This is a genomic window from Tardiphaga sp. GW821-FHT12E02 (assembly GCF_058807155.1).
Genome location: NZ_JBXAQK010000001.1, coordinates 515,717 through 541,510, shown reverse-complemented (window position 1 = coordinate 541,510; position 25,794 = coordinate 515,717). Strand labels below are relative to the sequence as shown.

Sequence of the window (25,794 nt, the reverse complement as noted above, 5' to 3'; positions counted from 1 at the left end):
AGGTCGCCTTCCAATCACTAGCCACTCACTTCGAGGTGAGGCACGACGTCACAGTGCAAAGCGGTCAGGCTGCAAGCTGACGCAGCACGTAATGCAGGATGCCGCCGTTACGGTAGTATTCCAGTTCGTCCAGCGTATCGATGCGGCAGAGCAGCGTTTCCTTGTGCAGCTTGCCATCGGCCATCGTGATTTCCGCAACCATCTGCTGGCGCGGCTTGATCTCGCCGGTGAGGCCGCGGATCGTGACCTGCTCGCTGCCGGTGAGGCCGAGTTTCTTCCAGGACGACCCATTCTCGAAGGTCAGCGGCAGGATGCCCATGCCGACGAGATTGGAGCGGTGAATACGCTCGAAACTCTCAGTGATCACGGCGCGAACGCCGAGCAGCCGGGTGCCCTTCGCGGCCCAGTCGCGTGACGAACCATTGCCGTATTCCGCACCGCCGAACACGACCAGCGGCACCTGCTCGGCCTGATACTTCATCGCGGCGTCAAAGATCGACATCGTCTCGCCGTCGGGCCAGTGCTTGGTGTTGCCGCCTTCCGGCACATTGCCGTCGGCGCCCTGCAGCATGAAGTTCTTGATGCGGATATTGGCGAAGGTGCCGCGCATCATGACTTCGTGATTGCCGCGGCGCGTGCCGTATTGATTGAAGTCAGCCGGGCGCACCTGGTGCTCCGACAGATACTTGCCAGCAGGCGAGGTGAGCTTGATCGAACCAGCCGGCGAGATGTGGTCGGTGGTGATCTTGTCGCCGAACAGGGCCAGGATACGCGCATTGATGATATCGGTGGTCGGCTCCGGCTCCTTCTTCATGCCTTCGAAGTAGGGCGGGTTCTGCACATAGGTCGAGCCCATGTTCCACTTGTAGGTCTCGCTCTCGACCGTCTTGATCTTCTGCCAGTTGGCGTCGCCCTTGAACACGTCAGCATATTTCTTCTTGAAGATCGTCGAGGTGACGTACTTCTTGATGATGGCGTTGATCTCGGTCGAGGTCGGCCAGATGTCTTTCAGATAGACGGGCTTGCCGTCCTTGCCTTCGCCGATCGGCTCGACCGCGAGATTCTTGGTCACGGTGCCGGCAAGCGCATGGGCGACCACCAGCGGCGGCGAGGCGAGATAGTTGGCCTGCACATCCGGCGAGACGCGGCCTTCGAAATTACGATTACCCGACAGCACGGCAGCGCCGACGATGCCGTTGTCGTTGATCGACTTCGAGATCTCTTCCGGCAGCGGACCGGAATTGCCGATACAGGTGGTGCAGCCGAAGCCGACCAGGTTGAAGCCGACTTTGTCTAGGTCGAGCTGCAGGCCGGAATTGGCGAGATATTCAGCGACGACCTGCGAGCCTGGCGCCAGCGAGGTCTTCACCCACGGTTTGACCTTCAAGCCCAGGGCATTGGCCTTGCGTGCGAGCAGGCCGGCGGCCACCAGCACACTCGGATTCGAGGTGTTGGTGCAGGAGGTGATGGCGGCGATGACGACATCGCCATGGCCGAGATCGAAATTCTTGCCCTCCACCGGGAAACGCTCGGTGGCGTTGGGCTTCTTGTAGTCGCCGGCAAGTGCCGTGGCGAAGCCTTCAGCGATCGCCGGCAGCGCGACGCGACCTTCCGGACGCTTCGGACCCGCCATGGACGGCACGACATCGCCGAGATCGAGCTTCAGCGTTTCGGTGAACACCGGATCCGGCGACTTGGCGGTGCGATACAGGCCCTGTGCCTTGGAATAAGCGGCAACCAGTGCGACGCGCGCCGTCTTGCGGCCTGACGTCTTCAGATAATCGAGGGTGGCGGCATCCACCGGGAAGAAGCCGCAGGTCGCGCCATATTCCGGCGCCATGTTGCCGATGGTCGCCTTGTCGGCCACCGACATGGCGTCGAGACCGGGGCCGTAAAACTCCACGAACTTGCCGACGACGCCCTGCTTGCGCAGCATCTGTGTCACCGTGAGCACGAGGTCGGTAGCGGTCACGCCCTCCTTCAGCGCACCCGACAGCTTGAAGCCGACCACGTCGGGCAGCAGCATGGATTGCGGCTGGCCGAGCATCGCGGCTTCCGCCTCGATGCCACCAACGCCCCAGCCGAGCACGGCGAGACCATTGACCATGGTGGTGTGCGAATCGGTGCCGACTAGGGTGTCCGGATAGGCGACCTCGAACGTGCCGGTCTTGCGGCCGATCGTCATCTTCTGCTTCTTGGTCCAGACGGTCTGGGCGAGGTATTCGAGATTGACCTGATGGCAGATGCCGGTGCCGGGCGGCACCACGGAGAAGTTCGAGAACGCGCTCTGGCCCCATTTCAGGAACTCGTAGCGTTCCTTGTTCTGCTTGTACTCTTCGGCGACGTTCTTGCCGAATGCCTTGTTGTCACCGAAGAAGTTAACGATCACCGAGTGGTCGATGACGAGATCGACGGGCACCAGCGGATTGATCTTCTTGGGATCGCCCTTGAGCGCCTGCATCGCATTGCGCATGGCGGCGAGATCGACCACGGCCGGCACGCCGGTGAAATCCTGCATCAGCACGCGGGCGGGGCGGAACGAGATTTCATGCTCGAGCTTGCGCTTCTTCACCCATTTCGAAAAGGCAACGATGTCCGCCTTCTTGACGCTGCGGCCGTCCTCGTTGCGCAGCAGGTTCTCCAGCAGGACCTTCATCGAATAGGGCAGCTTCGAGATGCCGGTGAGGCCGTTCTTCTCGGCCAGAGGCAGGCTGTAATAGACGTAAGACTTGGTGCCGACCTTGAGGGTCTTGCGGCACTTGAAGCTGTCGAGTGAGGTCATGTGAAGGCGTCCCAATTTCAAGCGAGAGACGTCCCGGGCGGGGCGTCGAACACCATCGGCGGACATGGCCAGTTCGCTTGCGGGCCGATTGTGTGCTGCATCAATGCACAGGTTATATAGAATGTTTCTAGAACATCTGCCACTGCGGCAATCGTTTGCAGCTCTGCGAAATGATGCAACAACGCGGAGGGATATGCAGCTACACCAGAGGATAGTGGACAGGTGATGATGCGGCTGGCTGGCCATGAATTGCGATGCATACGCGCTGGCCGCGAAGTATTTGCAGGTCTCGATTTCGAGGTGAGGTCGGGCGAGGCGGTGGCGGTCGTCGGCCCCAATGGCGCCGGCAAGACGTCGCTGTTGCGGCTGATTGCCGGGCTGATTGCGCCGTCCGGCGGCCAGATGACGCTGGCGGGCGGCGATTCCGAGCTGAGCGTGGCCGAGCAGGCGCATTATCTCGGCCACCGCGACGCCATGAAACCGGCTCTGACCGTCGTGGAAAACCTGGGGTTCTGGGCGGATTTTCTGGGCGGGGTGGCGGCAGAGCCCGCGGCGAGCCTGGAGGCCGTCGGCCTCGGCCATGCCGCACACCTGCCGGCCGGCTTCCTCTCCGCCGGCCAGCGCCGCCGGCTGTCGATCGCCCGGCTGCTGACGGTGAAACGCCCGATCTGGCTGCTGGATGAGCCGACATCGGCGCTCGATGCCGGCAGCCAGAAGGTGTTTGCGGGGCTGATGACGGCACATCTGGCCGTTGGCGGCCTGATCATGGCCGCGACGCATACGCCGCTCGGGATCGCGGCGCGGGAGTTGCGGATCGGGGGCGTGGCGTGAGTGCTCTCGGTTCTTTGATCCGTCGTGACATTCAAATTGCCCTCCGTGTCGGCGGTGGTGCGTTGATCGGCGTGCTGTTTTTCCTCACCGTCGTCGTGCTGATGCCCTTTGCCATTGGCCCCGACCTCAACCTGCTGGCCCGGCTCGGGCCCGCGATTCTCTGGCTCGGCGCGCTGCTGGCGAGCCTTCTCACCCTTGATCGCCTGTTCATGGCCGATCACGACGACGGCTCGCTCGACCTCATCCTGATGAGCCGGACGCCGCTGGAATTCACTTGCGCTGCCAAGGCGCTCGCCCATTGGCTCGCAGCCGGCGTTCCGCTGGTCGTGGCCACACCGGTGCTCGGCCTGCTGCTGAATCTCGACGCCTCGGCCACTGCCGCCGTGGCGCTGACGCTGCTGGTCGGCACCCCCGCGCTGACCTTCACGGGCATGATCGGCGCAGCATTGGCGGTCACGCTGCAGCGCGGCGGGCTGCTGCTGGCGGTGCTGGTGCTGCCGCTCTCGATTCCGGTGCTGATTTTTGGCGTGGCCGCCTCGAATGCCGCCATTGTCGAGCAGGGCACGATGTCGTTCGGAACGCCGTTTTCAATTCTCTGTGCGATTTCGCTGGCGTCTCTGGTGATCGGACCATTCGCCGCGGCAGCAAGCTTGCGTCACGGCATGGATTGACCTGGCTCAATCCGTGGGATTGATCGGCGTCAATCCGTGGCAACGACAAATGAATGAGAATAAGTTGCATTGATCGCGAGCGCGCCCGCGACTAGTGGAAACAGTATGACGCTGACCGAACTCGCCAATCCGACCCGGTTCCTGTCCCTCGCCACCCGCGTTCTGCCGTGGCTGGCGATGCTCACCGCCGTGCTGCTGATCGTCGGCCTGTATCAGGCCGCACTGGCGCCCGACGACTACCAGCAGGGCGCCACCGTCAAGATCATGTTCATCCATGTGCCGAATGCCTGGCTGGCGATGTTCGTCTGGGGCGTCATGAGCGTGGCGTCGCTGGGCACGCTGGTGTGGCGCCATCCGCTCGCCGATGTGGCGGCCAAGGCGGCCGCGCCGATCGGTGCAGCCTTCACCTTCCTCGCGCTGGTCACCGGCTCGCTGTGGGGACGGCCGATGTGGGGCACCTATTGGGAATGGGATGCCCGGCTCACCTCGGTGCTGATCCTGTTCCTGATGTATCTCGGCCTGATCGCGCTGTGGCGCGCCGTCGAGGATCCGTCGCGCGCGGCGCGTGCTGCGGCCATCCTCACGCTGGTGGGTGCCATCAACATTCCGATCATCAAATTCTCGGTCGACTGGTGGAATACGCTGCATCAACCAGCGTCAGTCATTCGCATGGGCGGCTCCGCCCTCGACAAATCGTTCCTGTATCCGCTGCTGATCATGGCCGTGGCCTTCTCGCTGCTGTTCATCACGCTGCATCTCGCCGCCATGCGTAACGAGATCCTGCGCCGCCGCCTGCGGTCGCTGCAGATGTTGCAAGCTTCGAAGCCGGTGGCCCTGCCATGATCTCGCTCGGTCCCTACGCCTCCTTCATCATCACCTCCTACGTGCTGGTCGCCGCCGTGGTGTTGATCCTCATCATCTGGATCGCCATGGATCACCGGCGCGTGCGCGCGCGCCTGCATGCGCTGGAGGAAGCCGGCGTGGGGCGCCGCTCGGGCCGTAGCGCCACGGATCTGAAATGAGCGACGTCGCAACCGCAGCCCCGAAGCGCCGCTGGGTGCTGGCCCTGCCGCTGGTGATCTTCGCGGCACTTGCAGCCCTGTTCTGGTTTCGCCTGGGTGCCGATCCGGCAAAGCTTCCGTCGGCACTGATCGGACGGCAGGCGCCGCAGACCGCATTGCCGGCGCTGCAGGGACTCAACGAGAAGGGCGTGCCGACCCCGGGCCTCGATCCCGCGGCTTTCATCGGCAAGGTCAGCGTCGTCAATGTCTGGGCGTCGTGGTGCGTGCCGTGTCATGACGAGGCGCCGATCCTCACCGAACTCGGCAAGGATGCGCGGCTGCAGATGGTCGGCATCAACTACAAGGATGCCGCCGACAATGCCCGGCGCTTCCTCGGCCGCTATGGCAATCCGTTCGGCATCGTCGGCGTCGATGGCAATGGCCGGGGCTCGATCGAATGGGGCGTCTATGGCGTCCCCGAAACCTTCGTCGTCGGCCGCGACGGCAGGATCGCCTACAAGCTTGTCGGTGGCATCAATCAGGACAATCTCGCGAAGGTCCTGATGCCGGAGATCGAGAAGGCGCTGAAGGCGGGTCGTTAGCTCCCAGTCCTCATCCTGGGAGTCTGACTCATAAAGCGATGGGGTATTTTTGGCTGGACTTGCTCGGAACAGTCATCCCAGCTCGCTTCTCCGTCCCTCATCCTGAGGAGCCGCGCAGCGGCGTCTCGAAGGATGGCCGCGAACTCGGAGTCAGGCCAACTCATGGTTCGAGACGGCGCTGCGCGCCTCCTCACCATGAGGGCTGGAGTTTACTATCAAAAATAATTTTCGGCTTTTATCTGCGGTTCATTTTGGCGCCACGGCGCCGCCATGAATGAGCAGCTCAATCGGTTTGTTACTTAACTGTCCTGGAGGGACAAACCGATGCGCTACCTCAAGCTTGCTACTCTGACTGCCGCCGCTCTCTCGCTTGGCATGCTCGCCGCATCGCCATCCATGGCGCAGGCGCCGCAGACAGCTCCCGCAGCCACCAACAAGATGGCGCCCGTCGCCGCGCCGAAGGCAGCAGCTCCCGCTGCAACGACCGGTGCCGCGTCCACGAAGACCGATCTCGTCGATCTCAATTCTGCAACTCCCGAAGCCCTCGAAGCACTGCCGGGCATCGGCAAGGCCTATTCGGCAGCCATCGTCAAAGGCCGGCCGTATAAGGGCAAGGACGAACTCGTGCAGAAGAAGATCGTGCCGGAAAAGACCTATGACGGCATCAAGGACAAGGTGATCGCGAAGCAGAAGAGCTGAGCGCTTCACGCTTGGTCGTCATTGCGAGGAGCAAGGCGACGAAGCAATCCAGAAGCGACAAGCAAGAACTGGATTGCTTCGCTGCGCTCGCAATGACGGCAGTGAGTTTTACCCTGCCATACAATCCTTCACGGCATCGCCGAGCGCCGCGAAATCAGCCTTGCGCGGCGACGTCTTGCGGAACGCCAGTCCGATCGTGCGGCCGGGCTGCGGATTTTCGAGACGCAGGAATTTGACGCGCGTGTCGCGCTGCTCCACATCGGCGGCGATCTGCGGGATCAGCGTCACGCCATAGCCACTCGCTACCATCTGGATCACCGTTGATAGACTTGATGCCGCAAAGGCCGTGCCCGCTGCGGTCATGCCGCCCCGCGCAGTGGCGCAAAAGGCGAGCGCCTGGTCGCGCAGGCAGTGGCCGTCTTCCAGCAGGATCAGCCGGCTCTGATCGATTTCCGACGCCTTGATGCGCTGCTCGAGAGGCCGCGCATCGTCGGCCGGCACCGCCAGCAGGAACGTATCGTCGAACAGCTTCAGCGTTTCGATCTCGGTCTCGGCAAGTGGCAGTGCCAGCATCGCGGCATCCAGCGTGCCGCTCTTTACATCGTCGATCAGTTGCCGCGTTTGGGTCTCGCGCAACTCCAGCCGCAATTCCGGAAACTGCTTTTGCAGTGTCGGCAAAATCCGCGGCAACAGATAAGGCGCCAGCGAGGGGATGACGCCGAGTGTCAGCCGCCCCGTCAGCACGCCGCCGCGATGGCGCGCGAAATCGACGAGATCGCGCGAGGCCGCCAGCACGTCCTCGCCGCGCCGCGCCACCTCGCGGCCGACATCGGTGAGGATCACCTCGCCCGGCCGTCGCTCCACGACCTGCACACCCAAGGTCCGTTCGAGGTCGCGGATCTGCATCGACAGCGCTGGCTGGGTCACGGCGCAGGCATCGGCGGCGCGGCCGAAATGGCCGTGTTTGGCGAGGGCGGAGAGATAGCGAAGCTGGCGCAGGGTGATCATGGCTCATCAGATAAACTGATCGATGGGCTAAGACAATTCGACTGGACCTGATCTAAGAAGTCTTCCAATCTCTCGTCACGAACATCCGCCATGATGGGCTCGCCTGTCGCGGAATTCGTCAGGCCATTGAAAAGATACAGCTTTTGGAAGATTGAGCGGTTTTGCGGGGCGATCCGGCTGTCGGTGTCGCCCAAATCCGCTCTCCGAAGCCAAGGAGAGAAACATGAGTGCGAAGACTGATGAAGCCGGCAAGTGCCCGATGGGTCATGGCGCCGCGGGCAAAGGCCCGAATCCCAAGGGTCGTCGCAATGGTGACTGGTGGCCGGAGCATCTGGATATCGGCGTGCTGCACGCCATCCATCCCTCGGCCGATCCGCTCGGCAAGGATTTCGACTACGCCAAGGAATTCGCGAGCCTCGACCTCAATGCCGTGATCAAGGACCTGACGGCCCTGATGACGGACTCGCAGGAGTGGTGGCCGGCCGATTTCGGCCATTACGGCCCGCTCTTCATCCGCATGGCCTGGCACTCGGCCGGCACCTATCGCACCACCGACGGTCGCGGCGGCGCCGGCGGCGGACAGCAGCGTTTCGCGCCGCTGAATTCGTGGCCCGACAACGTCAATCTCGACAAGGCCCGCCGCCTGTTGTGGCCGATCAAGCAGAAATACGGCCAGAAGCTCTCCTGGGCCGATCTCTACATCCTCACCGGCAACGTCGCGCTGGAATCCATGGGCTTTAAGACCTTCGGCTTCGCCGGCGGCCGTGCCGACACCTGGGAGCCGGAAGAACTCTATTGGGGTCCGGAAGGCACCTGGCTGGGCGACGAACGCTATAGCGGCGAGCGCGAACTCGCCGAGCCGCTCGGCGCCGTGCAGATGGGCCTCATCTACGTCAATCCGGAAGGCCCGAACGGCAATCCCGACCCGATGGCCTCGGCCAAGGACATCCGCGAAACCTTCAGCCGCATGGCGATGAATGACGAAGAGACCGTGGCGCTGATTGCCGGCGGCCACACCTTCGGCAAGACCCACGGCGCCGGCGATCCGTCGCTGGTGGGCGTCGATCCCGAAGGCTCGGCCATCGAGGACCAGGGCCTCGGCTGGAAGAGCAAGCATGGCACCGGCATCGGCGCCGACGCCATCGGCAGCGGCCTCGAAGTGATCTGGACCTCGACGCCGACCAAGTGGAGCAACAACTTCTTCTGGAATCTGTTCGGCTACGACTGGGAGCTCACCAAGAGCCCCGGCGGCGCGCATCAGTGGATTCCGAAGAATGGTGCCGGTGCCAACAGCGTGCCGGATGCCCATGACAAGTCGAAGCGCCATGTGCCGTCGATGCTGACCTCGGATATCGCGCTGAAGACCGACCCGGCCTATGAGAAGATCTCGCGCCGCTTCTACGAGAATCCCGATGAGTTCGCGGATGCTTTCGCGCGTGCCTGGTTCAAGCTCACCCACCGCGATATGGGCCCGATCCAGCGCTATCTCGGCCCGCTGGTGCCGAAGGAAGAGCTGATCTGGCAGGACCGCGTGCCTGCGCTCGATCACGAAGTGATCGGTGACAAGGACATCGCGGACCTGAAGGCGAAGATCCTCGCCTCCGGCCTCACGGTGTCGCAGCTCGTTTCCACCGCCTGGAGTTCGGCGTCCACCTTCCGTGGTTCCGACAAGCGCGGCGGCGCCAATGGTGCGCGTATCCGTCTAGCCCCGCAGAAGGACTGGGAGGTTAACCAGCCCGACCAGCTCCAGACCGTGCTCGGCAAGCTGGAGACGATCCAGAAGGAGTTCGGCAAGAAGGTTTCGATCGCCGATCTGATCGTTCTCGGTGGCAGCGCCGCCGTCGAGAAGGCGGCCAAGGATGCCGGCGTCACCGTGACGGTGCCATTCACGCCCGGCCGCACGGATGCCTCGCAAGAGCAGACCGATGTGGAATCGTTCGGGCCGCTGCAGCCGCGTGCCGATGGCTTCCGCAACTATATCCGCGGCGTGCATCAGTTCATGATCCCGGAAGAAGCGCTGGTCGATCGTGCGCAGTTGTTGAAGCTGACGGCGCCGGAACTGACGGTTCTGGTCGGTGGCCTGCGTGTCCTCGGTGCCAATGCCGGCGACAGCAAGCATGGCGTCTTCACCGACAAGGTCGGCACGCTGACGAACGACTTCTTCGTCAACCTGCTCGACATGGGCACCGTGTGGTCGTCGCCGAACGCCGACGGCGTGCATGAGGGCCGCGATCGCAAGACCGGGGCCGCCAAGTGGACCGCGACCCGCGTCGATCTGATCTTCGGCGCGCATTCGCAACTCCGCGCGCTCGCCGAAGTCTATGCGACCTCCGATGCCAAGCAGAAGTTCGCAAAGGACTTCGTCAAGGCATGGACCAAGGTGATGAACGCCGACCGTTACGACGTCGCGGAAAAGCCGATGCTGCAGGCCGCTGAATAAGCGGTCAGCACTGAGCTAACAACGAAGCCCTCGCGATCATGTCGCGGGGGCTTTTCTTCTGCTCCGACCTCATCCTGAGGAGCGCGCAACGCGCGCGTCTCGAAGGATGGCGGCATGCTCCGGCGCCCGGCCATCTCATGGTTCGAGACGGCGCCGAAGCGGCGCCTCCTCACCATGAGGGACACTGTTCGCTGCCCCGTCTTGCACCCGTCATCGAATCCCCCCAGAACAATCGTCTCAAAAACGGGAGGTCTCCGATGATGAAACTCTACTGGTCGCCGCGTTCGCGATCGTTCACTGCGCTGTGGCTGATGGAAGAGACCGGTGTTCCCTATGACCGCGTGCTGATCGACATCCAGAAGGGCTCGCAGCGCACGCTGGAATTCCTCGAAGTGAATCCGATGGGCAAGGTGCCCGCGCTGCAGGATGGCGAGGCCACCATGGCGGAAGCGGCTGCGATCTGTGCTTACGTTGCCGAGCGCTATCCCGACGCAAAGCTGGCGCCGCCGCTCGGCGATTCGCACCGCGCCAAATTCCTCTATTGGCTGTTCTTCGCGCCGAGCTGCATCGAGCCGGCGATCGCGCAGATCGCGACCAAGATGGAAATGAGCACGGTTGCTGCCGGCTGGGGCGATTCGCAGCGGGTGTTCGACGTGCTTGAAGCCGCCCTCGAAGAAGGTCCGTGGATTCTCGGCGAGCAGTTTTCGGCGGCCGATATCGCCATCGGTTCCGGCCTGAACTTTGCGATCCGCCTGTTCAAGATGGTGCCGTCACGCCCGGCCTTCGACCGTTATCTCGATCGCTGCGCCGCGCGTCCGGCCTTCAAGCGCGCCGAGGAATATGCGTCGGGCGAGAAGCTGGACTGATGTCGGATGACGTGACCTGCAGGGTGGGCAAAGCGGAGCGTGCCCACCTCTTACACCGAACCTGAATTGGTGGGCACGCTGCGCTTTGCGCACCCTAAAAAGAGCGCTCTCAAGCGAACAGCGCCGGATCGAACGTGCCGTCATATTCGAACGTCGCGCCGCCGGTCATGAGCACGTGATCGTCGCCTTCGCGCCAGTCGATCACGAGTTCGCCGCCGGGCAGGGTCATATGCACCTTGCGCTCGGTGCGGCGCAAGCGGGCGGCGGAGACGGCGGTGGCGCAGGCGGCGGTGCCGCAGGCCTTGGTGAGGCCGGCGCCGCGTTCCCAGGTCCGCATCACGATATGCTCGCGGTCCACGATATGGGCGAGAGTGATATTGGCGCGCTCCGGGAAGATCGGGTGATTCTCCAGCAACGGCCCGAAGCGTGCGAGGTCGTAGGCCTGGATGTCATCGACCCAGAAGATCGCATGTGGATTGCCCATGCTGGCCACCGACGGCGTGTGCAGGATCGGTGCGTCGATCGGGCCGATCTGCAGCTCGATGCCGCGGGTGTCGCGAAATTCCTCGGCCAGCGGAATGTCCTGCCAGCCGAACTTCGGGATGCCCATGTCGACGGTGAAGGTCTCGCCATCCGTCCCGCGCCAGCAATTGATCAGCCCGGCACGGGTTTCGAAGGTGAGGCCGGTCTTGTCGCTATCCGCAAAAGTCTGTCGCGCCACGCAGCGCATGCCGTTGCCGCAGGCGCCGGCTTCCGAGCCGTCATTGTTGTAGATGGAGACGAAGGCCTCGGTGCCGGGCAGGCGCGGCTTGGTCAGCACCATCAGCTGGTCATAGGCGATGCCGGCTGGGCCGGCCACGGCGCGCGCGTCGGCCGGGGTGATCGGGGCTGCGGTGTCCCGCATGTCGATCACGACGATCTCGTTGCCGATGCCGTTCATCTTGGCGAAGGAGTGGTTGGCCAGCGCGCTCATGTCTTGTCCTGATGTTGCCTGCTTTATATGGCGAGACGGGCTGCAATGGCCAGTGCGGCCATTGGCGACGCATGGTACCATCGGTATCTATTCGCCGTGCCGGCTGCCATTGGAGACTTCCCGCATGTTCCGCTCCCTGTCCCGCTTCGCCACTGCCGCCGCGCTGACCTCGGCTGCCGCGCTGTCGCTGAACGCAGCAAGCTGGGCGCAGTCGCCTCCCGCCACACCGCCTGCGGAGACGAAGCCCGCCGAGACGACACCCACGCCGTCAGCCCCGGCGCCGACCCCGGCCGCTCCCGCTGCACCGGCAACGCCAGCGGCTCCTGCCGCGCCCGCGACGCCGCCCGCTGCCGCAGAGGCACCGGCAACGCCGGCTGCCCCCGCAACGCCAGCCACGCCGGCTCCCCCGGCTGCTGCGGCGACGCCAGCTCCGGTTCAGACTGCCGATCCGTTCGGCGAGGAGAATACGCTGACATCCCGGCAGGTGCTGACATTCACCGGCAAGGCCAACTGGGATTCCGCCTTCGACACGCTGATGGATGCGTTCAAGCAGCTGACGACTTTCCTCGACAAGCAGAAGGTCAAGTCATCGGGCAATCCGCTGATCGTCTACACCTCCACCGACGACACCGGCTTCACCTTCTTTGCCGAAATGCCGGTCGATCAGGAGCTGAAGAACCTGCCGAAGGGCATGAGCATGGGCAAGTCGCCGGAAGGCAAGGCGCTGAAATTCGTCCATCGCGGGTCCTACGACAATATGGACAACACCTATGAGGCGATCACCAATCACCTCGACGACAAGAAGCTGGAAGCGAAAGACACGTTCATCGAGGAATACATGACCGATCCGCTGAAGACCGCGGAAGACAAGCTGGTCATCAACGTGTTCGTACCGCTGAAATGATCGGGCGCTAGTCTGGCCATAAAGAAGCCTTGGACGGTTCCGACAAACCCAGCATGAAAAATTATCTGACACTTGCCGCTCTCGGCATCGCCCTCGTCGCCACACCTGCATTCGCGCAGGCGCCGACCCCACCCATGATCACCGTGTCCGGTGAAGGCACCATCTCGGTGCCGCCGGATCTCGCGCTCGTCGATGGCGGCGTCACCAGCGATGCCAAGACGGCGCGTGAAGCGTCCGATGCGAACAACGCTGCCATGGCCAAGGTGCTGGCCGCGCTGAAGGCCGCTGGTATCGCGGAGAAGGACCTGCAGACGTCGCGGCTGTCGCTGTTTCCGCAATATGCGCAGCAGCAGCGGCCCAATCCCGGACCGAACGTCGTCACCGGCTATCGCGCCAGCAATCGCGTGACCATCCGCGTGCGTGACGTGACCAAGGTCGCTGGCACCATCGACACGCTGGTGTCGTCGGGCGCCAATGAAGTCGGCGGCATCAATTTTATCGTCACCAAGGCGTCCGAACTGCTCGATGAAGCGCGTACCCAGGCGGTCGCCGATGCACGCCGCAAGGCCGAGCTCTATGCGAAAGCCGCGGGTGTCACGCTGGGCGCGCCGATCAGCATTTCAGAAGACGGCGCCAACCCGCCGCCGGCGCCCATGATGCTGCGCAAGGCCGCTGCCGATTTCGCATCGGCACCCGTGGCACAGGGCGAGGAAGTCTTGCGGGTGAATGTCAGCGTGAGCTGGGACATCAAGCCGAAGCAGTAAGGCTCCGTCAGCAGCAACACTCCGTCATTGCGAGAAGCGTAGCGACGAAGCAATCCAGCCTTGTTGCGTTCTGGATTGCGTCGCTTCGCTCGCAATGACGGGTTAAATCTCGAACACCTGCCCTGGCTTCAGCGCCACGAACTTATCCTTCGGCATCTCCGCCGCCACCAGCGCTTCTGCAAGCCCCTTCACCGGCCCGTCGATCGCCTCATCCGTCAGCTGGAACGTCGAGTGATGACTCGCCAGCGCCTGTTGCGCGCCGCAGTCATTCAGCGCCTTCACTGCATCTTCCGGATTCATGTGCTGGTCCTTCATGAACCAGCGCGGCTCATAGGCGCCGATCGGCAGGATCGCGAGCCGGATCTCGCCATGCGCCTCGCGCACGCGGCGGAAGTGTCCGCCATCGCCATAGCCGCTGTCGCCGACGATGTAGAGTTTGCCTGCCGGCGTCTCGATCACGAAGCTCGCCCATAGGCACCGGTTGCGATCCCATAGCCCGCGCGCGGTCCAGTGCCGCGTCGGCACCAGCGTCACGGCAAGTCCGTTGCCGAGTTCGACGCGATCGGCCCAGTCATAGGCCTCGGCCTTGATGGCGCTGTCGCCGCTTGTCATCGTGACGTCATTGCCGAGCGGCGTGATCACCCGCGGTGCGAACGCAGCCTGCAGCTTCGACAGCGTCGGAAGATCGAGATGGTCGTAATGCCCGTGCGAGACCAATACGACATCGATCTTCGGCAGTTTATCGAAGGCGATGCCCGGCGCATTGTGGCGCTGTGGCCCCGCAAAGGAGAAAGGAGACACGCGCTCCGACCACACCGGATCGAACAGGATGTTGATCCCCGCCGTCTGGATCAGCCAGGAGGCATGTCCGACATAAGCGATCCGCACGCCGCTCTCGACTTTGGCCGGTGGCGTATCGGCAAATTCGTTGTCCACCCAGTCCGGCCACACCTCCCGCTTGCGGCCGCCGCCGAACTGCCAGCGCAGCACCTCGCCCAGCGACTTCGGTGGCACGCCGTCGGGATCGAAAAAGACCTTGCCGTCGAAGTGATCGGAGGCCGGGCCGGTGTAATTGGGCATGCGGGAAATCCAGAAAGCCGAAACACCAGCCGTGGCGGTGACGGCGCCGATGGAGGCGAGAAGCTTGCGGCGGGAGATAGTCATGGCGGGCCGTGTATCACGCAGCGATCAGTGCCACATCTTCGGCCGCGGCGGCACGCACCAAAGCGTGATCGAGGGTGGCGAGGGCGAGGCTCTCTCGATGGGCGAGTTCGAGATAGGCGGCGTCGTAAAAGGAGAGCTGGTGTCGGCGGGCAAGTTCGAACACAACGCTCGACACGGGAAGCGGCGCAACGACGACTTCGGTTCTTTTCACGACGGCGAGGAAATCGAATACCCTCTCGAGGGATACGCGCTGGCGTCGCAAACCCATAAGTGCGGCCTGCCGGATCTCGAACCACCAGATCAAAGGGACATAGGCTTGATCGCTTTCCAGCATATCCTCGACGCGGCGGATCAAATCCTGCCGTTCGTCCGGGAAACACCAGCCGAGTGCGACCGAGGCGTCCAAGACGAATGGCATGTCAGTAACGCCGCCCTTCGTCACGCCACTGGAGAATTTCTTCTACTGTCGCTCGCGGCGCGGTCTTCCTCATTTCGCGAAGCTGCTCAACCGCTTCTCGGGCTCGCTCTCGACGTGCCTCATCCCAGTTATCGCTCGTGTCGAGAGATCGACCCTCGCGGTTGATAGCTACCGTCTCTCCCCGCTCGACCTCGTCAAGCAAGGCGGCCATATTGGCTCGGGCATCTGCAAGACTGACATATTTCATGGCGCCGTAACCCCGTGATACACGCATTATAACACCTTTTCGGCCGTTCCACACGCTCAGGTTCCCTCCCCGGAGATTGACTTCCCGGCCATTCCCCGTCATTAAACCCGCCACATTCTCGGAAAGTCTTCTTTTCGACCCGCCGACCGGTCCCAGAGACCGGAGGTCAACGCCCGACAGCGCGATGCGCCCTCGGGCGCGAAAGTGTTTTGTTCGTCGCCATTTGATCAGAAATGGCATTGGGAAGCGGTACGCGATGTTCGACAATCTGTCGGAACGGCTTGGCGGAATTCTCGATAAGCTCACCGGGCGCGGTGCGCTGTCGGAGGCCGATGTCGATTCCGCCATGCGCGAAGTGCGCCGGGCGCTGCTCGAGGCCGACGTCGCGCTCGAAGTCGTCCGCTCCTTCACCGATCGTGTCCGCGAACAGGCCGTTGGCGCCACCATCGTCAAGTCGGTCAAGCCCGGCCAGATGGTCGTCAAGATCGTTCATGACGAGCTGGTCAAGACGCTCGGCGACGACGGTGAGGGCGGTCTCGATTTCAACGCGGTCCCGCCGGTCGCCATCATGATGGTCGGTCTGCAGGGCTCCGGTAAGACCACCACCACCGCAAAGCTCGCCCGCCGCCTCACCCAGCGCGACAAGCGCAAGGTGCTGATGGCTTCGCTCGACGTCTATCGCCCGGCCGCCATGGAGCAGCTCGCGGTGCTTGGCCGCGATCTCGATGTGCCGACGCTGCCGATCGTCGCTGGCCAGAAGCCTGCGGACATCGCCAAGCGGGCGATCGAAGCTGCGAAGTTCGGCGGTTACGACGTCGTGCTGCTCGACACCGCCGGCCGCACCACGCTCGACGAAGACATGATGCAGGAAGCGGCGACCATCAAGTCGACCGCCAATCCGCATGAAGTGCTGCTGGTCGCGGACTCGCTGACCGGCCAGGACGCCGTCAATCTCGCGCGCTCCTTCAATGAGCGCGTCGGCCTCACCGGCATCGTGCTGACCCGCGTGGACGGCGACGGCCGCGGTGGCGCCGCGCTGTCGATGCGCGCCGTCACCGGCAAGCCGATCAAGCTGATCGGTACCGGTGAAAAGACCGATGCGCTGGAAGATTTCCATCCGAGCCGCATCGCAGGCCGCATCCTCGGCATGGGCGACGTCGTGTCGCTGGTCGAGAAGGCCGCCGCCAGCATCGATGCCGAGAAGGCAGCGCGCACCGCCGAGCGCATGCGCAAAGGTCAGTTCGACCTCAACGACATGCGCGAGCAGCTCATCCAGATGACCAATATGGGCGGTCTATCTGGTCTCATGGGCATGATGCCCGGCATCGCCAAGATGAAGAACCAGATCGCCGCCGCCGGTCTCGACGACAAGATCGTCAAGCGCCAGATCGCCGTCATCGATTCGATGACGCGTCAGGAGCGCAAGTCGCCCGACATCCTCAAGGCCAGCCGCAAGAAGCGCATCGCTGCGGGCGCGGGCCTCAAGGTCGAGGAAGTCAACAAGGTGCTGAAGATGCACCGGAACATGGCCGACATGATGAAGGCCATGGGCTCCGGCAAGCGCGGCCCGATGGCCGGCCTCGCCCAGGCCATGGGCTTCGGTGGTGGTGGCGGCATGCCGTCGCCCGAGCAGGTCAAGGCGATGGCCGAGAAGCTGCCGCAGGGGCCGGGCGCATTGCCTGAACTGCCAAAGAATTTCCCGGGCCTGCAAGGTCTGGGCAAACCAACGCTGCCGGGTCTCGGCGGCTTTCCCGGTTTCGGGAAAAAGAAATAACGAACTCTCAAATCTCATTCGAACGAATATCTAGGAGCTACTCATGTCCGTCGTTATCCGCCTCGCCCGCGCAGGCACCAAGAAGCGTCCCGTCTATCACGTCGTCGTCGCCGATTCGCGCTTCCCGCGCGATGGCCGCTTCATCGAGCGTCTCGGCTACTTCAACCCGCTGCTCGCCAAGGACAACGAGCTGCGCCTCAAGCTCGACCTCGAGAAGGTCAAGGCTTGGCTCGCCAAGGGCGCGCAGCCGTCGGACCGCGTGGCCCGTTTCCTCGATGCCGCCGGCGTCCAGAAGCGCGAAGCCCGCAACAATCCCGAGAAGGCCGTGCCGCGCAAGGAGCGCAAGGCTGCGGAAGCCAAGTAAGTAAGCGAGCATGACCACCGCGCAAATCTGCGTCGCGCGCATCGGCGCGCCGCATGGGGTGCGCGGTCAGGTCCGGCTGTGGACCTTCACCGAAGATCCCTATGCCGTGCTCGACTACGGGCCGCTTGCCACCAAGGACGGCAAGCGGACCATCGAGATCGACAATGTGCGTGAGGCCAAGGGCCATCTGGTGGCGACGCTGAAAGGCGTCGCCGACCGCGATGCCGCCGCCCGCCTCAATGGCGTCGAACTCTATATTGCGCGCGATGCGCTGCCTGACACCGAAGATGGTGAATATTACCACGCCGACCTGATCGGACTCGCTGCGGTAAATGCCGCGGGCGAGGCGATCGGCCGTGTGGTTGCCATGCATGATTTCGGTGCCGGCGACATCATCGAGATCGCGCCGCCCTCGGGGCCGACGCTGCTGCTGCCGTTCACCGATGCCGTCGTGCCGACCGTGGATATCGCGGGCGGCAAGGTCGTGATCGAAATGCCCGGCGAGATCGTCGGCGACGGGCCGGACGCGGCGGATAGCTGAAGCTTTCTTCACCTCTCCCCAACGAGGAGAGGTCGCCGCATCTTTGCGGCGGGAGAGGGGAGCCACACACTCCGATCGAGCTTGTGGCGCCCCTCTGCCTAGCCTTCTCCCCAAAGGGCAAGAAGATCTGGCCGTATTTCTGGCGAGCGCCCAAACCTACACTTTCAGCGCAGCCTTGATCGTCTCCGCAAACGGCGCCGTCGGTCGTCCGAGCAGCTTGCTCAGCGTGCGGCTGTCGTCGAACAGCGCGTCCTTGGCCGCAGCCGCGTCCGAATTCGCCAGCAATTCGGCGAGCCCTTCGGGCAGGCCCGCGCCGAGCAGCGCGCCCTTGAAATCGGCTTCCGGCATGTTCACGAACGGCACCGTCTTGCCCGACTGTTTGGTGATCTCCGCAGCGAAGCCTGCCAGCGTATAGAAATCATCGCCCGCGAGTTCATAGACCTTGCCGGATTGATCCCCGGTCGCAGTGAGTACAATCGCCGCTGCGTCGGCATAGTCGGCACGTGCGGCGGACGAAATGCGTCCCTCGCCGGCGCTGCCGATCAGCGCGTCATGTGCCAGCGCCGCCGGGATCGAAGCCGCGTAATTCTCGGTGTACCAGCCATTGCGCAACAGCACGAAGGGAACGCCGGAGGCGCGCAGCGCCGCCTCGGTCTGGCGATGTTCTTCGGCAAGCCCCAGCGGCGACTTGTCGGCATGTAGCACGCTGGTATAGGCGATCAGCTTGATACCGGCCTTCTTGGCCGCGGTGATCGCATTGTTGTGCTGCGTGGCGCGCTGGCCCAGCTCGTTCGAGGAGATCAGCAACAACCGGTCGATACCCTTGAAGGCTGTGTCCAGCGTCTCCGGCTTGCTGTAATCGGCCGCGACCACGGTCACGCCCTTGGCGGCGAGGTCGGTGCCCTTGGCGGGATCGCGCAGGCCGGCGACGATCTGGCTGGCCGGCACCAGCTTCAGCAGCGCATCGATGGTAAGGCGGCCGAGCTGGCCGCCGGCGGCGGTGACGAGAATACGGTGGTTCGACATGGCAGGATCCTGTAAGGTCTCTAATTGATGACTGGTCTTGAATAGAGACTGCCTGTCGTTTCCGTAAGGAGGCAGGTTTTTCTCGCCAGGTTACTTTGAAGTGCCCTGCTTCTGCCGAAAGGAACCCGCCGATGCCCCATGATGCTTCTCTGGCGACCCGCTTCGAGGAATGGCAGGCGCAAGGTTTTGATGCCGAAGCCTGCCCGGTTCGTAATGTGCTGGATCGTATCGGCGATAAATGGACCTCGCTCCTGCTGGTGGCGCTGGCGGCCAAGCCGCGCCGCTTCAGCGAGCTGCACCGCGCCGTGCCGGATATTTCCAAGCGCATGCTGACGCAGTCCTTGCGAGACCTGCAGCGCGACGGGCTGATCACCCGCCACGTGTTTCCCACCAAGCCGCCCGCGGTCGAATATCGCCTGTCGCCGCTTGGCCATTCTGCGATGGCGCCGCTGGCGACCTTGATCGATTGGGCCGAACGAAGCTTTGCCGAGATCAAGGCGTCGCGCGCTGCCTTCGATGCCGGCGACACCAGCGAGCAGATGTCGGCGGCTTGATGTTTGACGCCCCGTGCACAACGCGCGATGGAGAGCCATGACTGCTATTTCGACACCATGGTGCGCGACCGTTCTGACGCTCTTTCCCGAGATGTTTCCGGGGCCGCTCGGCTTGAGCCTCGCCGGCCGCGCGCTCGCCTCTGGCCTGTGGTCGCTGGAGGCGCGGGACATCCGCGCATCAGCAACAGGCAGGCATCGCAGCGTCGATGATACGCCGGCTGGCGGCGGGCCGGGCATGGTGCTGCGCGCGGATGTGCTGGCTGCGGCCATCGATGCGGTGGATGCCGCGCAAGAGCGCCCCAGGCTGATGATGAGCCCGCGCGGTCGGCCATTGACCCAGGCGCGGGTGGCGGAGCTGGCTGCCGGGCCGGGGCCGCTGATCGTTTGTGGCCGGTTCGAGGGGATCGACCAACGCGTCATCGACGCCCGTGAGCTTGAGGAAGTCTCGATCGGCGATTACGTGCTGTCTGGCGGTGAAATCGCGGCTTTGACGTTGATCGATGCTTGCGTGCGGCTGCTGCCGGGGGTGATGGGCAAGCTCGAGTCCGGTTCCGACGAGAGTTTCTCCCATGGCCTACTGGAGTACCCTCAATATACCCGTCCGCAGGTGTTCGAGGGTCAGCCCATTCCGGATATCCTGCTGTCAGGCGACCATGCCAAGGTTGCCGCCTGGCGGCTCGCCGAATCCGAGGCACTGACCGAAAAACGGCGGCCCGATCTGTGGGCAGCGCGTCCGAAGGCCCCAGAATCAGGCAGGAAGCGAAAATCGCCAAAATTCACGACGGACGGGTGACAACCGCTTTGCTTTGCTGTAGAGCAGCGCCACATCCGTGCACTGGCAGGGTAAGAGTTTCGAGCGCAGCCCGCGCCGACGTCTGGGCGCGCCGCCGATGGAGATTTCGATGAACATCATTCAGACGCTCGAAAAAGAGCAGTTCGATCGCCTTTCCGCAACCAAGTCGATTCCGGAATTCGGTCCGGGCGACACCGTCATCGTCAACGTGAAGGTTGTCGAAGGCGAGCGTTCCCGCGTGCAGGCCTATGAAGGCGTCTGCATCGGCCGTAACGGCGGTGGCATCAATGAGAGCTTCACCGTGCGCAAGATTTCGTATGGCGAGGGTGTCGAGCGCGTGTTCCCGCTGCTCTCCCCGATGATCGACTCGATCAAGGTCGTGCGCCGCGGCAAGGTGCGTCGCGCCAAGCTGTATTACCTGCGCGATCTGCGCGGCAAGTCGGCCCGCATCACCGAGAAGAAGACCGAGCGCCCGGCCAAGAAGGTCGCGGCAGCTGCCGCCGCCGAGTAATCTGTCGCTTCGCGCGAAGATTTCAGGATTTCGGAAAAGCGCGGCGCAAGCCGCGCTTTTTTGTTGTGCTGATGCGGCATACCTCTGTCGCATTGGCGTTGCGTTTTCTCGATGCTATATGACTGGAATGTTTCTAGACCTGCACCAGCACGCCTTGCGCATCGTCATCGACGATCACAGCCGCTTGCCCGGTCGTTTCTTTGGTCGCTTCACGACCTCGATCGTGGGTGCGCTTAGAAGCGCGTGAGCAATCTCACGCGTTAAGCCGTTTGCTTTCAGTTGCACGCCTTGCGCCGCCCAAGCGGCACATCATTCAGCAGCGCGCGACTGGTCCGAAATTTCCAAGTCAGGCTCAATCAAAATGACAACATCCAAGCCGACCACTTTGTACGACAAGATCTGGGACGACCACGTCGTCGAGCAAGCCGATGACGGCACCTGCCTGCTCTATATCGATCGCCATCTGGTGCATGAAGTGACATCGCCGCAGGCCTTCGAAGGCCTGCGCGCCGCCGGCCGCAAGGTGCATGCGCCGTCGAAGACGCTTGCCGTCGTCGATCACAACGTGCCGACCACCGATCGCACCCAGCCCAATCCCGATCCGGAAAGCGCCGAGCAGATCCGTACCCTGGCGGAAAACGTCCGCGAATTCGGCATCGAATATTACAACGAGTTCGACAAGCGCCAGGGCATCGTCCATGTCATCGGCCCCGAGCAGGGCTTTACGCTGCCCGGCACCACGGTGGTTTGCGGCGATAGTCACACATCGACGCATGGCGCCTTCGGTGCGCTCGCGCATGGTATCGGTACGTCGGAGGTCGAGCACGTTCTGGCGACGCAGACGCTGATCCAGAAGAAAGCAAAAAACATGCGCGCCGTCGTCGACGGCAAGCTGCCGGACGGTGTCACCGCCAAGGACATCATCCTGGCGATCATCGGCGAGATCGGCACCGCCGGCGGCACCGGCTATGTGCTGGAATATGCCGGCGAGGCGATCCGTTCGCTGTCGATGGAAGGCCGCATGACGGTCTGCAACATGTCCATCGAAGGTGGCGCCCGCGCCGGCCTGATCGCGCCGGACGAAGTGGCGTATGAATTCCTGAAGGGCCGCCCGATGTCGCCGAAGGGCGAGTTGTGGGACAAGGCCGTGGCCTATTGGAATACGCTGCGCACCGACGAAGGCGCGCATTTCGATCACGAGATCCGTCTCGACGCCGCCAAACTGCCGCCGATCGTCACCTGGGGCACCTCGCCTGAGGACGTCATCTCGATCGCTGGCAAGGTGCCGGACCCGGCTGACATTGCCGATGAAGCCAAGCGTCTCTCCAAGGAGCGCGCGCTGGCCTATATGGGCCTGACCGCCGGCACGAAAATCACCGACATCAAGATCGACCGCGTCTTCATCGGCTCCTGCACCAATGGCCGCATCGAGGACATGCGCGCCGCCGCGAAGATGATCGAGGGCAAAACCATCAATGGCAATGTGTCGGGCATGATCGTGCCGGGCTCGGGTCTGGTGAAGGAGCAGGCGGAAGCCGAAGGTCTCGACAAGATCTTCATCAAGGCTGGCTTCGAATGGCGTGAGCCCGGCTGCTCCATGTGCCTGGCAATGAATCCGGACAAGCTGCGTCCTGAAGAGCGCTGCGCCGCCACCTCGAACCGCAATTTCGAAGGTCGCCAGGGCCACAAGGGCCGCACCCATCTGGTGTCGCCGGCCATGGCCGCAGCAGCAGCGATCGCGGGCCACTTCGTCGATATCCGCGAGTGGCATTAATAGCCACCGCAGCATGAACTAACAAAACGGCCCGCTTCGACGGGCCGTTTTCGTTGACACGATAGTGATGCGTGTTGCCACGAAAACAACCCATGTGCGAACATTCCATGGCAGCTAGCGCGGCGCTTGTATTTCCCGTGGATTGCTCTATGGTGCCCACATATTCGATTTGACGGCTCTGACTTCGCCGATAGCTGCACAAGCAGCCCTTCGCCCAAGACTTCGCTGAGATTGGATAGTTCCGCACGGAGGTCGTGTGGAACAACACACAGTCGTAGCCGGCATCGCGTTGATGCACACAAATCGGCCGATTGTTTCTTGGAGAAGTGTTATGGCGACCGGTACCGTGAAGTGGTTCAACAGCGACAAGGGCTTTGGTTTCATTCAGCCGAGCGATGGCAGCAAGGATGTGTTCGTTCACATCAGCGCCGTCGAGCGTGCAGGCCTCAGCGGCCTGAATGAAGGCCAGCAGGTCAATTTCGAGCTGAAGACCGACAAGATGCGTGGCAAGGTCAGCGCTGAGAATCTCTCGCTGGCATAAGCTGACGCGGCAAGCGTTTCACGGATGTACTGAAACGAAGGCCTGAGGAACGTCCCGCTGGAAACGGCGGGGCGCTTTTTTATGTCTGGATGAATCTTGAGGTCGCCGCCGCAATGTCCGCGGCGACATCGATCAGGCCGCCGTCTTCGCCTTGCGTATGCGTTTGACCTTGGGCGGTGGCGGATTGGCAAGCGCCTCGGCGCGATCGGCGGCCTCCTTGGCCAGCCGCAAGGCCCGCAGCTTTTCGGTGTTGTTGGCGACAAAGGCGACGCGTGCCGCATGCTCGTCCATCGCCACTTTGCCTTCGCGCGCGACCCGCGCCCTCTTTTCGAGTTGCGTCTCGATGGCGGACTCTGGTTTGTTCAAGGTCGAACCCTTCCTGCTCGAGACGCTGCTCTTGGTTCCATATAGGAACGCGCAGCGTTCATCGCCACCACACGCTTTGCAAATGCCGCGCTCACCCACCCAGCCGATCGCCATGGACCAGACCCACGCCCGCCGCGTCTGGCTGCGGGCGCAGCGGCTGGATGAGCGCGCGCCGTTCGGTGAGGGCGCTGATGCGGTCGCGCGGGCCGTTCAGCATCTCGGCTATGTGCAGATCGACACCATCAATGTCATCGAGCGCAGTCATCATCACATCCTGTTTGCGCGGATCCCGAACTACAAACGCAGCGATCTGATGCAGGCGCAGTCCATCGACAAGAGCGTGTTCGAATACTGGACCCACGCGCTGGCTTACGTGCCAGCCGCCGATCTGCGCTTCTTCGTGCCGGACATGAAATATTATCGCGCCAATGGTCATGGCTGGTGCGCAACCGTGACGCCGGCAGACAAGCGCAAGGTGATGCGGCTGGCGAAATCAGGGCCGCTATCGATTCGCGACATCGATGACGATGTTCTGCGCGAGAAGGATCATGAATGGGCCAGCCGCAAGCCGTCGAAGCGCGCGCTGCAACTGGCGTTCTTTGAGGGCCATCTCACGGTCTCCGAACGCAGGGGCATGCTGAAGACGTATGATCTCCTGCTGCGCCATTTTGATTTGAAGAATTTGCCAAAGGCTGCAACGGGTAACGAGGGCTTCGCCTATCTGCTCGATCGGGCGCTGCGGTCGCAAGGCATCGTCAGTCTCGATTCGATCTGTCATCTCGATGCGCCGAGCAAGGCCGGTGTGCGAAAGATCATCGAGGCGCGCATCAAGCGCAGGGAGTTGATGCCGGTCGCACTTGAAGGCGCCGGCAAGCAGGAGCATTGGGCGACGCCTGATAGCATCGAAGCAAGCGAGACCGCGCCGCATGGTCTCGTGCATCTGTTATCGCCATTTGACCCGCTGATCATTCAGCGCAAGCGCGCACATCTCGTATTCGGCCATGATCATCGCTTCGAGGCCTATGTGCCGAAGGACAAACGCAAGCTCGGTTATTTTGCGTTGCCGGTCCTGGTGGACGACAAGATCGTCGCGGCCATCGATCTCAAGACCGATCGGCAGAATAAGAAACTGCTGATGCAGCAGTGGAGCTGGGTGGGCGAGGGCGCGGAAAGGAAAGCGCCGCGAAAAGAATGGAAGCGGCGCATCGAGGAAGAGCTGCATCGCTTCGAGGCATTTCAGCTCGACCTGTAGTGAGGAAGGCGGATGAGCCGAAGGCGTCATCCGCCGCGGAGTTTCAACTGCGCGCCTGGCCGGCGGATGACGCTTCGCTCATCCGCCCTACGGGTCCAGCTCACCAATACACATTGAAGTGCCGCCGATGATGCCAGTGGCGATGATGCCACGGGCGATAGCGGCAGATCTTTCGCGGGCCGTAATAGGTCCAGATCACGCGGCAGAAACGGCGAGGGCCGTAATAGCGCGGACCATACGAATAGTAGCGGGGTCCGGCATAGCCATAGTAGCGCGGCGCGAAGTAACGATGGCGATGGACGTGACGGCGATGGCCATAATAGGCCGGGGCGTAAAAGCCGCGGCGCGCGAAGGCCGGTCCACCATAGCGGATGCCGCCGCCGTGAAATGCAGGTCCGCGTCGAAACCCGCCGCCTGCGAAAGCGGGACGATGCTGGAAGCCGCCGCCGCGGAAAGCCGGCGCGGCTGCGCGAAAGCCTCCGCCGCGAAACCCGCCTCCGTGGAATGCATGCCCGCCGCCGCGAAATCCTCCACCATGAAAGCCTCCGCCACCACCGCGGAAACCCCCGCCACCGCGAAATCCGCCGCCGCCATGGCCGCGATGCTGGACCTCGGTGGTGAGCGCGTCGCGCGCCTGTTTTGCGGCGGGTGCCATGCCGGGATTGCTTAGCGATAGCGCTTGCGCGGCAGGCGCAAGCGACAACATCACGCCCGCTGCCGCGACGATGCCGAGCGAGCGCGTCACGACTTTTCGGATTGTAGACACGCGATCCGTTTTCATCGAAATCACCCTCCCGAAGGTGTCATCGGACGCACGGATACGCGTTGCCGCAGATCGTGATCTGCGAGCGGTGGCCGTGCGTGACTGGTGTGCCCTTGGCACGAAAACTAGGAGCGGTGATCTGAACGCGCCATGAATGAACGCGTC

General features: G+C 63.0%; 29 protein-coding genes. 19 read left to right on the top strand and 10 right to left on the bottom strand.

Features of this window, described 5'->3' with window-relative positions; translation table 11 throughout:
* Positions 1 to 64 precede the first annotated feature (64 nt).
* Complete coding sequence (acnA, locus tag AC1RQ5_RS02575) at positions 65 to 2,782, bottom strand: aconitate hydratase AcnA (RefSeq protein WP_493196983.1); 2,718 nt, start codon at positions 2,780 to 2,782, stop codon at positions 65 to 67.
* 228 nt (positions 2,783 to 3,010) lie between these two features.
* Between acnA and ccmA the strand changes: the two genes are divergently transcribed.
* The 6 genes from ccmA to AC1RQ5_RS02545 all read left to right on the top strand — a co-directional run bounded on the left by ccmA (position 3,011) and on the right by AC1RQ5_RS02545 (position 6,586).
* Positions 3,011 to 3,613, top strand: a complete 603-nt coding sequence (gene ccmA, locus AC1RQ5_RS02570) for a heme ABC exporter ATP-binding protein CcmA (RefSeq protein WP_493203261.1) — start codon at positions 3,011 to 3,013, stop codon at positions 3,611 to 3,613.
* Positions 3,610 to 4,284: a heme exporter protein CcmB gene (ccmB, locus tag AC1RQ5_RS02565; RefSeq protein ID WP_398482710.1), complete on the top strand. Its 675-nt coding sequence runs from the start codon at positions 3,610 to 3,612 to the stop codon at positions 4,282 to 4,284. The genes ccmA and ccmB overlap by 4 nt, the downstream gene beginning before the upstream one ends.
* 105 nt (positions 4,285 to 4,389) lie before the next feature.
* Positions 4,390 to 5,127, top strand: coding sequence for a heme ABC transporter permease (locus AC1RQ5_RS02560; RefSeq protein ID WP_493196982.1), 738 nt, complete (start codon positions 4,390 to 4,392; stop codon positions 5,125 to 5,127).
* Positions 5,124 to 5,306, top strand: coding sequence for a heme exporter protein CcmD (gene ccmD, locus AC1RQ5_RS02555; protein WP_493196981.1), 183 nt, complete (start codon positions 5,124 to 5,126; stop codon positions 5,304 to 5,306). The genes AC1RQ5_RS02560 and ccmD overlap by 4 nt, the downstream gene beginning before the upstream one ends.
* Entirely contained in the window at positions 5,303 to 5,887 is a 585-nt protein-coding gene (locus AC1RQ5_RS02550; RefSeq protein WP_493196980.1) for a DsbE family thiol:disulfide interchange protein, read from the top strand. Before ccmD ends, AC1RQ5_RS02550 begins: the two co-directional genes overlap by 4 nt.
* A gap of 324 nt (positions 5,888 to 6,211) precedes the next feature.
* Positions 6,212 to 6,586 carry a ComEA family DNA-binding protein gene (locus AC1RQ5_RS02545; RefSeq protein WP_398482702.1) on the top strand — a complete coding sequence of 125 codons (375 nt, stop codon included), beginning with the start codon at positions 6,212 to 6,214 and terminating at the stop codon, positions 6,584 to 6,586.
* 108 nt (positions 6,587 to 6,694) lie between these two features.
* On the opposite strand, the gene AC1RQ5_RS02540 is transcribed toward AC1RQ5_RS02545, so the two are convergent.
* Together AC1RQ5_RS02540 and AC1RQ5_RS02535 are read right to left on the bottom strand one after the other, a co-directional pair.
* Positions 6,695 to 7,594, bottom strand: a complete 900-nt coding sequence (locus AC1RQ5_RS02540; RefSeq protein WP_398482700.1) for a LysR substrate-binding domain-containing protein — start codon at positions 7,592 to 7,594, stop codon at positions 6,695 to 6,697.
* The gene (locus tag AC1RQ5_RS02535; RefSeq protein WP_493196979.1) at positions 7,591 to 7,788 is read right to left on the bottom strand and encodes a hypothetical protein; all 198 of its coding nucleotides are present in this window, start codon (positions 7,786 to 7,788) and stop codon (positions 7,591 to 7,593) included. Before AC1RQ5_RS02535 ends, AC1RQ5_RS02540 begins: the two co-directional genes overlap by 4 nt.
* A 29-nt stretch (positions 7,789 to 7,817) precedes the next feature.
* Between AC1RQ5_RS02535 and katG the strand changes: the two genes are divergently transcribed.
* Together katG and AC1RQ5_RS02525 are read left to right on the top strand one after the other, a co-directional pair.
* Positions 7,818 to 10,034 (top strand): catalase/peroxidase HPI, encoded by a 2,217-nt coding sequence (katG, locus tag AC1RQ5_RS02530; protein ID WP_493196978.1) that lies wholly within the window; start codon positions 7,818 to 7,820, stop codon positions 10,032 to 10,034.
* A 257-nt stretch (positions 10,035 to 10,291) separates the two neighbouring features.
* Entirely contained in the window at positions 10,292 to 10,900 is a 609-nt protein-coding gene (locus AC1RQ5_RS02525) for a glutathione S-transferase family protein (RefSeq protein ID WP_493196977.1), read from the top strand.
* A 109-nt stretch (positions 10,901 to 11,009) separates the two neighbouring features.
* Here the strand turns inward: AC1RQ5_RS02525 and dapF are convergent, their stop codons facing one another.
* Complete coding sequence (dapF, locus tag AC1RQ5_RS02520; RefSeq protein WP_398482692.1) at positions 11,010 to 11,873, bottom strand: diaminopimelate epimerase; 864 nt, start codon at positions 11,871 to 11,873, stop codon at positions 11,010 to 11,012.
* 124 nt (positions 11,874 to 11,997) lie between these two features.
* Here dapF and AC1RQ5_RS02515 point away from each other — a divergent pair, with 124 nt between their 5' ends.
* Positions 11,998 to 12,777 carry a GyrI-like domain-containing protein gene (locus tag AC1RQ5_RS02515; RefSeq protein WP_493196976.1) on the top strand — a complete coding sequence of 260 codons (780 nt, stop codon included), beginning with the start codon at positions 11,998 to 12,000 and terminating at the stop codon, positions 12,775 to 12,777.
* Positions 12,778 to 12,830: 53 nt separating this feature from the next.
* Entirely contained in the window at positions 12,831 to 13,541 is a 711-nt protein-coding gene (locus tag AC1RQ5_RS02510; RefSeq protein WP_493196975.1) for an SIMPL domain-containing protein, read from the top strand.
* A gap of 102 nt (positions 13,542 to 13,643) precedes the next feature.
* Here AC1RQ5_RS02510 and AC1RQ5_RS02505 read toward each other — a convergent pair whose 3' ends face one another.
* From AC1RQ5_RS02505 to AC1RQ5_RS02495, 3 genes are read right to left on the bottom strand one after another with little or no spacing between them, the layout of a single operon-like run.
* The gene (locus tag AC1RQ5_RS02505; protein WP_493196974.1) at positions 13,644 to 14,705 is read right to left on the bottom strand and encodes an MBL fold metallo-hydrolase; all 1,062 of its coding nucleotides are present in this window, start codon (positions 14,703 to 14,705) and stop codon (positions 13,644 to 13,646) included.
* Between the two features lie 13 nt (positions 14,706 to 14,718).
* Positions 14,719 to 15,147: a type II toxin-antitoxin system VapC family toxin gene (locus AC1RQ5_RS02500; protein WP_493196973.1), complete on the bottom strand. Its 429-nt coding sequence runs from the start codon at positions 15,145 to 15,147 to the stop codon at positions 14,719 to 14,721.
* Positions 15,125 to 15,370 (bottom strand): type II toxin-antitoxin system Phd/YefM family antitoxin, encoded by a 246-nt coding sequence (locus AC1RQ5_RS02495; RefSeq protein ID WP_493196972.1) that lies wholly within the window; start codon positions 15,368 to 15,370, stop codon positions 15,125 to 15,127. The genes AC1RQ5_RS02500 and AC1RQ5_RS02495 overlap by 23 nt, the downstream gene beginning before the upstream one ends.
* Positions 15,371 to 15,626: 256 nt before the next feature.
* On the opposite strand from AC1RQ5_RS02495, the gene ffh reads away from it, so the two are divergent.
* Genes ffh through rimM form a run of 3 tightly spaced genes read left to right on the top strand, consistent with a single transcriptional unit; the run spans position 15,627 to position 18,049 of the window.
* Positions 15,627 to 17,144 (top strand): signal recognition particle protein, encoded by a 1,518-nt coding sequence (gene ffh / locus AC1RQ5_RS02490; RefSeq protein WP_398482681.1) that lies wholly within the window; start codon positions 15,627 to 15,629, stop codon positions 17,142 to 17,144.
* Between the two features lie 43 nt (positions 17,145 to 17,187).
* Positions 17,188 to 17,508 carry a 30S ribosomal protein S16 gene (gene rpsP / locus AC1RQ5_RS02485; protein ID WP_398482679.1) on the top strand — a complete coding sequence of 107 codons (321 nt, stop codon included), beginning with the start codon at positions 17,188 to 17,190 and terminating at the stop codon, positions 17,506 to 17,508.
* Between the two features lie 10 nt (positions 17,509 to 17,518).
* Positions 17,519 to 18,049, top strand: coding sequence for a ribosome maturation factor RimM (rimM, locus tag AC1RQ5_RS02480; protein WP_398482678.1), 531 nt, complete (start codon positions 17,519 to 17,521; stop codon positions 18,047 to 18,049).
* 156 nt (positions 18,050 to 18,205) lie between these two features.
* Here rimM and AC1RQ5_RS02475 read toward each other — a convergent pair whose 3' ends face one another.
* Positions 18,206 to 19,075, bottom strand: coding sequence for an SDR family oxidoreductase (locus AC1RQ5_RS02475; protein ID WP_493196971.1), 870 nt, complete (start codon positions 19,073 to 19,075; stop codon positions 18,206 to 18,208).
* A 131-nt stretch (positions 19,076 to 19,206) separates the two neighbouring features.
* Between AC1RQ5_RS02475 and AC1RQ5_RS02470 the strand changes: the two genes are divergently transcribed.
* The 5 genes from AC1RQ5_RS02470 to AC1RQ5_RS02450 all read left to right on the top strand — a co-directional run bounded on the left by AC1RQ5_RS02470 (position 19,207) and on the right by AC1RQ5_RS02450 (position 23,248).
* On the top strand, positions 19,207 to 19,629 hold the full coding sequence (locus AC1RQ5_RS02470) for a winged helix-turn-helix transcriptional regulator (protein ID WP_398482674.1): 423 nt from the start codon (positions 19,207 to 19,209) through the stop codon (positions 19,627 to 19,629).
* Between the two features lie 37 nt (positions 19,630 to 19,666).
* Positions 19,667 to 20,422, top strand: coding sequence for a tRNA (guanosine(37)-N1)-methyltransferase TrmD (trmD, locus tag AC1RQ5_RS02465; protein WP_493196970.1), 756 nt, complete (start codon positions 19,667 to 19,669; stop codon positions 20,420 to 20,422).
* A gap of 109 nt (positions 20,423 to 20,531) precedes the next feature.
* The gene (rplS, locus tag AC1RQ5_RS02460) at positions 20,532 to 20,933 is read left to right on the top strand and encodes a 50S ribosomal protein L19 (RefSeq protein ID WP_398480317.1); all 402 of its coding nucleotides are present in this window, start codon (positions 20,532 to 20,534) and stop codon (positions 20,931 to 20,933) included.
* Positions 20,934 to 21,294: 361 nt separating this feature from the next.
* Positions 21,295 to 22,707 carry a 3-isopropylmalate dehydratase large subunit gene (gene leuC / locus AC1RQ5_RS02455; RefSeq protein WP_493196969.1) on the top strand — a complete coding sequence of 471 codons (1,413 nt, stop codon included), beginning with the start codon at positions 21,295 to 21,297 and terminating at the stop codon, positions 22,705 to 22,707.
* Positions 22,708 to 23,038: 331 nt separating this feature from the next.
* Positions 23,039 to 23,248 carry a cold-shock protein gene (locus AC1RQ5_RS02450; RefSeq protein WP_398480242.1) on the top strand — a complete coding sequence of 70 codons (210 nt, stop codon included), beginning with the start codon at positions 23,039 to 23,041 and terminating at the stop codon, positions 23,246 to 23,248.
* 132 nt (positions 23,249 to 23,380) lie between these two features.
* On the opposite strand, the gene AC1RQ5_RS02445 is transcribed toward AC1RQ5_RS02450, so the two are convergent.
* Positions 23,381 to 23,728, bottom strand: a complete 348-nt coding sequence (locus AC1RQ5_RS02445; protein WP_493203599.1) for a hypothetical protein — start codon at positions 23,726 to 23,728, stop codon at positions 23,381 to 23,383.
* On the opposite strand from AC1RQ5_RS02445, the gene AC1RQ5_RS02440 reads away from it, so the two are divergent.
* Positions 23,697 to 24,866, top strand: coding sequence for a winged helix-turn-helix domain-containing protein (locus tag AC1RQ5_RS02440; protein WP_493196968.1), 1,170 nt, complete (start codon positions 23,697 to 23,699; stop codon positions 24,864 to 24,866). The two genes, AC1RQ5_RS02445 and AC1RQ5_RS02440, sit on opposite strands and share 32 nt — an antisense overlap.
* A gap of 100 nt (positions 24,867 to 24,966) precedes the next feature.
* On the opposite strand, the gene AC1RQ5_RS02435 is transcribed toward AC1RQ5_RS02440, so the two are convergent.
* Entirely contained in the window at positions 24,967 to 25,647 is a 681-nt protein-coding gene (locus AC1RQ5_RS02435; protein ID WP_493196967.1) for a hypothetical protein, read from the bottom strand.
* Between the last annotated feature and the right edge of the window lie 147 nt (positions 25,648 to 25,794).